Source organism: Nostoc mirabile CHAB5784, from assembly GCF_020829645.1.
In the GTDB taxonomy this organism is placed as follows: Bacteria; Cyanobacteriota; Cyanobacteriia; order Cyanobacteriales; family Nostocaceae; genus Nostoc; species Nostoc mirabile.
Genome location: NZ_JAIVFS010000223.1, coordinates 1 through 5,266, shown reverse-complemented (window position 1 = coordinate 5,266; position 5,266 = coordinate 1). Strand labels below are relative to the sequence as shown.

General features: G+C 43.8%; 6 protein-coding genes. 4 read left to right on the top strand and 2 right to left on the bottom strand.

What is annotated here, in order from left to right; all coding sequences use genetic code 11:
- Positions 1-544 precede the first annotated feature (544 nt).
- Both LC653_RS44525 and LC653_RS44520 read right to left on the bottom strand, forming a co-directional pair.
- On the bottom strand, positions 545-859 hold the full coding sequence (locus LC653_RS44525; RefSeq protein WP_229501632.1) for a hypothetical protein: 315 nt from the start codon (positions 857-859) through the stop codon (positions 545-547).
- 73 nt (positions 860-932) lie between these two features.
- A complete protein-coding gene (locus tag LC653_RS44520) occupies positions 933-1,574 on the bottom strand; it encodes a transposase (protein ID WP_229501631.1) in 642 nt (213 codons plus the stop codon).
- 1,296 nt (positions 1,575-2,870) lie between these two features.
- On the opposite strand from LC653_RS44520, the gene LC653_RS46670 reads away from it, so the two are divergent.
- From LC653_RS46670 to LC653_RS44505, 4 genes are all read left to right on the top strand, one after another.
- Positions 2,871-2,996, top strand: a complete 126-nt coding sequence (locus tag LC653_RS46670) for an NAD(P)H-dependent oxidoreductase (RefSeq protein ID WP_267923449.1) — start codon at positions 2,871-2,873, stop codon at positions 2,994-2,996.
- The gene (locus LC653_RS44515; protein WP_267923448.1) at positions 2,993-3,460 is read left to right on the top strand and encodes an NAD(P)H-dependent oxidoreductase; all 468 of its coding nucleotides are present in this window, start codon (positions 2,993-2,995) and stop codon (positions 3,458-3,460) included. The genes LC653_RS46670 and LC653_RS44515 overlap by 4 nt, the downstream gene beginning before the upstream one ends.
- A 284-nt stretch (positions 3,461-3,744) precedes the next feature.
- Positions 3,745-4,242: a helix-turn-helix domain-containing protein gene (locus LC653_RS44510; protein WP_229501630.1), complete on the top strand. Its 498-nt coding sequence runs from the start codon at positions 3,745-3,747 to the stop codon at positions 4,240-4,242.
- A 97-nt stretch (positions 4,243-4,339) separates the two neighbouring features.
- Complete coding sequence (locus LC653_RS44505) at positions 4,340-4,828, top strand: transposase (RefSeq protein ID WP_229501629.1); 489 nt, start codon at positions 4,340-4,342, stop codon at positions 4,826-4,828.
- The last annotated feature ends 438 nt before the right edge of the window (positions 4,829-5,266 follow it).

Genomic DNA, 5,266 nt, shown 5'->3' with positions numbered 1-5,266 from the left:
CCACCGGGGGTCTAGGAAGTGCGCTGTTTCGGTCGCAAGAACCTAACAGTCCTTACCCTTTCGGTTATTTCCCATCCAAGGTGTGTCCGAAACACAAGCTTATATTCCTTGGTGAGATATGACGATGGCTCAACGACATTTCGCTTGCTCTCCCCATGAACTCTTGCTTGCGGCTGGTGTTTTCAGCAATTATCACCATTAACCGCTTTCGTCCCCGCTTTACGAAGAGAGATAGTCAGTCTCCACCGTAGGGGCTACCATTTTCTGCTAGTTTACGTGCTTTCAACCCCGCACCAGGGCGGTAGGACTTGGTTTTCTAGGATACTTACTTCACCTACATGGATATCAAGTTGTCATCGATAGAGGATTAAAGTGCGGACTCAGCCCAATAAGGGTTACTCTATCAAAGCCTGGAATCCCCCCTGAAACTGGGTTTCTCCAGAACGAATCGCACTTACACGTATCTCGGCTCAATACCTTTTATAGCTGGGATTGAGTTGTACTAGGGGGTCAGTCCAAAGTTGCCCCTTGTCTAATTCTGCGTCTACAAATTCTTTGACTTTGCGATCGCCCAAAGATGTTCTGTCTTGTTAAGATACTCCTGCACCAGTGCGTGTGCTGATAACCTGGGTGTGCCACTGGGAGGACGTTTATCGATTTCTAGCCGGCAACCAATAATGTGGATAGGTGGTTTATTTTCACCCGATTCCGCACGGTGGGAAATCGCATAGGTTTGTCCTTCTACCACTTCGGCTGTTGCAGTGTATACAGGTTCATAACCTAGACTTTGCAGTAATGGCACTGTCCAAAGTTCACGGGTAATTGTAGTAGCCGAGTTATTTTCATCGAGCCTTGCCAATGCGCGTTGAAATGCTGCCCAGTATGCTTTAGCATCGCCCCAGGCGGTAGCAATTTCATCTGCTAATTTACGCCTAATGTGAATTAAATAGGTTGAGACTCGAAGGTGAGAACATCAATACCAAAACGGCGACGAAGCAATAAACGTAGTGTGTGAGAAGCAATGAAAGGCAGCAATATGAACACAAAAGCCATCGACAGTTTTGTTGAGTAAGCGTTCTTTCCTTACGACCAGTGTTTTGAATTTCGTGAAAAACACCTTCCACACGCTGACGAACACGACTGATAAAGCGCTTCAAAGCATGGGAATGTTGAAGATGCTGGTTATCGCGCTTCAGTGTCCAGATGCGATTACCAGTGCGATGAGCCATCGCTTGCTGCCAATCGGCAGAGATGAAGCCTTTATCTGCGTAAATATCGCTATACTTGACTGTCTCTAAAACACTATCAGCAGCGATTCCCTCATCTGTATTAGCAGGTACGATGTCATAAGAAATGGGGATTCCATTCCAAGTTGATAGCATAACTAGCTTGTAGCCAAAATAACGCATTTCCCTGGCAGCACACCAACCAGGGGCGGCATTACAGGCATTATCACTATATCGCTTGTCACGTTTGAGTCCCAGTACTGGTAAGGGTTTGGTGTCAAGAATGAAATATTTTTCACTTAATCCACCCAATTCCTCTACCCAACTCCGGCGTAACTTCTCTAACAAAACTCCGGCTTCAGCAAACCTAAAAGTGAGAGAAAAGATTCTTCAATCCCACTGTGAGGAGTAGCTGTGAGTAACAGTAAATGCTGTTCTTGTTTTTGGGCGATTTCCGTAATTAGTTGGTGTCGCTGCTGCTGGGATGTAGTAGTTTAATAAGCCGCTTTATAAAAAATTTTTATTAAGGAAAAGCAAGGGAGAATTGATGCGATCGCAGTCATAGAGAATTTTCCAAAGGCTACCCAAAGCCCAGGGTAAACGCATCTAAAGTATAAGAATCCTTTAATACTTGGGTTTGGGCGTTTTATAATTTAGCCTGTTTTTTGAGCAAGAGCCTTATCCAGTAAGGGTCTGGTGAAAAACCGTGCGTTCGCCCTGATTCAAAGCCGATTTGATACCTGGCGTTGCATTTACATCAGTTGTGATCGTTTGAGAAGTTGCGTCAAGATTCACTTGACAATTCAGATGTTATACCATTTCTTTATGAAGCTGCGCTGAATTTTTTAACCTTGCTTTTTCTCCTCTGTGTCGCGCCAGTTGCTTCAAGTCTCTTAACCGCAAGGGCGCACTGGCTTCTCTGTGTCTCTGCGGTTCGTTCCTTTATAAATTTGGCGCATCTTTATACAGAATTGGTATTAGAAAAGCTACTGCTATGGGAAAACTTAAAATAAGACCCTGTATCTAAAAATGTGATGGTGATTCTTCAGCCGAATGCAAGCAATTATAGAATCACGCAACATGAATCGTAACGTGTGCATCAATTAAAAGGATAATTATCCTTTTGAATTACTTACTAAAACTTGATATTTACACATATTTTAGATTTTGAAGAGTCTTTTTCTTTAAATCTTGACATCGAATGATCGAGTTTTATTTGAGAACACTGGCAGTAAGCGCAAGCTAGCCGTTAGCCGTGTTCTTCTTGGAACAATCAAGCGATCGTCCATTCATTCTACCCAATTTTTAAAGTACATGTACCAAACAATGACCTACTGGTTCAGCATATTTACACTATCGAAAATGACTTAATCCGACGAATGGACATTCAGGATTCATAAACACGAGCGCCTACAAAGCTAACAGGCTGTGTACTTCAGCAGTGGTATAGGTTCTGTTATTTTACTGGCTTTGTTTACGTAATTCTATCAATGCTGTATGCTTAGGGCTAGTATTGTTGCTCAATATGGAACTATTCAGGTTTTTTCCACCACAATTGCAGAGTCAAAACCTATCACTGCATTGCTTATCAGTATGATGGGATCTGCTGTTTTGTTGTGCCGACGTTGATATTTGTTGAGGTGTATGAAAGTTTTTATTGTTCACGCGCACCATGAAGGACAAAACTTTAACGCAGCTTTGACTAAAGTTGCCTATCAAACCCTAACCGAACAGGGACATTCGGTAGAGATATCCGATCTGTATGAATGAATTTTGATCCTGTTTCAGATCGGCGTAATTTTATAACGGTGAAGAATCCAGATTATTTTAAACAGCAAGAAGAAGAACAATACGCTACTCAAATGCACAGTTTCAGCGCAGATATTCAAGCAGAAATTGATAAGCTTTTTTGGTGCAATGTGTTGATTTTTCAATTTCCTCTATGGTGGTTTGGTTTACCGGGCATTCTCAAAGGATGGGTAGATCGAGTCTTTGCAATGGGAATCATTTACGGTGGCGGACGGTTTTATGACAATGGGGTTTTACAAGGGCGCAAAGCAATGCTGTCATTAACGACTGGTGGACCAGAAACCATGTATAGTCCAACTGGCTTAAACGGCGATATCAACAATATTCTTTTTCCGATTAATCATGGCATCTTTCGCTTTGTAGGCTTTGATGTGCTGCCGCCGTTTGTCGCGTATGCAGTAGCGCGTAGAGATGAGGAACAATGATAGAGCTATTTGGGGTTTTGATCGATATGCCAGCAAAAGGTGTTAAATTAGGTACACTTGGAGCGTTGAGCATTAGCAGGGATAGAAAAGCAACGACTAGTACAATCCATAAGCTGATTGCAAATCTTGATAGGAATAATACTGTTCGACGCATTGCCCTTAACTTCCTAATAATGTTTATCTGGCTGAATCGACGCCCCTGACAATCTAGACGTTCCAATTAACTAGTACACTGCGGCGTAAATTCAGTTAGGGTATAAATGACGAGATTAATTTGACCACTCATGCCCTGCCAACCGCTGACAATCACCCTGAGTGATACTGACCAGCAAGCCCTGGAAAAGTTAGTGAATCGACCCAGTACGCCGCAGCAAATCGCACAACGTGCCCGGATTGTGCTAAAAGCCGCGCTGGGGCAAAACAATGCCGAAATTGCTCGAGCGCTCGATATAAGTATCAAGATGGCGCGGCACTGGCGACGCTATTGGGTTGAGACCACCGAGCAATCCAAGACAGTGATGGAGCGATTGCGCGATCGCGAACGTCCTGGTTCGCCGTTAAAATTTACCCTGGAACAGCAAGTTGAATGCATGGCGATGGCGTGCCGTGACCCGATGGAATACGGTCGTCCCATCAGTCATTGGAGTTCTCATGAACTGGCGGATGAGTTAATAAAGCTTGGTATTGTGGAGCAAATATCCCCCCGCCAGGTGGGACGATGGTTAGCGGAAGCAGAACTCAAACCGCACCAGTCTCGTTACTGGCTTTTTCCCCCCGTATGACCCAGAGTTTGAAGTCAAGGTCGAAGATATTAGCCAACATTACCTGAGTGCTCCTCAACGAGCGATTCAGGGAGAACGCACCAAAAGCAAGGATGAAATGACCGGCATTCAAGCCACGGAACGCGCCCTTAAGAGTTTACCGATGCGGCCGGGCAAAGTCGAATGTCGAGAGTTTGAATATATTCGGCATGGCACCCAAACCCTAATTGCTAACTTTGATGTTGTTACAGGTGAAGTTGTGGCTCCTACCATTGACCCGACTCGGACTGAAACCGATTTCTTGGCGCATTGCCAACGCTTAATTGCCTCTGACCCGACTACCAGCAAGTGGCATTTGGTCATGGACTGTTTGAATATCCATCAATCGGAATCCTTGGTACGATGGATTGCCGACATTGAAGGCATCCCCTTTGACACCTTGGGTGTTAAGGGCAAGTCTGGCATTCTCCAATCAATGAGCACTCGCGCCCAGTTTTTAGCCAATCCAGCGCACAAGATCGTTTTTCATTTTACCCCAAAGCACTGCTCTTGGCTCAACCAAGTTGAAATTTGGTTTAGTATTCTCACACGCTTTCCTCTTGCGTAGAGCCAGTTTTTCCTCTCAAGCGGATCTCAAACAGCAGAGGCTTGAATTTTATTGACTACTTTAACCAAAAGTTAGCTCGTCCTTTTCAATGGACTTTTAAGGGGAAGCTTTTGGCAGCATAACCCTATCTAAACTTACGCGGCAGTGTACTAGATCATTATGGATCAATTTATATAATCTTTAAAAGCAGTCTAGTAACGTAAAGGAATCTAAATTTTAGTATTCCCTATACAATGCCAAAAACTATAAATCCTTAAGAGGAAAATTAAATATTGAGTGTATGAACAGGATGTAGAGATATTTTAAATTCTCATCGTCATATCTCACCAAGGAATATAAGCTTGTGTTTCGGACACACCTTGGATGGGAAATAACCGAAAGGGTAAGGACTGTTAGGTTCTTGCGACCGAAACAGCGCACTTCCTAGACCCCCGGTGG

Coding starts and splice junctions, on each gene's coding strand:
- LC653_RS46670 (WP_267923449.1), top strand. CDS start 2,871: ATGAAAGTTTTTATTGTTCACGCGCACCATGAAGGACAAAACTTTAAC.
- LC653_RS44515 (WP_267923448.1), top strand. CDS start 2,993: ATGAATTTTGATCCTGTTTCAGATCGGCGTAATTTTATAACGGTGAAG.
- LC653_RS44510 (WP_229501630.1), top strand. CDS start 3,745: ATGCCCTGCCAACCGCTGACAATCACCCTGAGTGATACTGACCAGCAA.
- LC653_RS44505 (WP_229501629.1), top strand. CDS start 4,340: ATGACCGGCATTCAAGCCACGGAACGCGCCCTTAAGAGTTTACCGATG.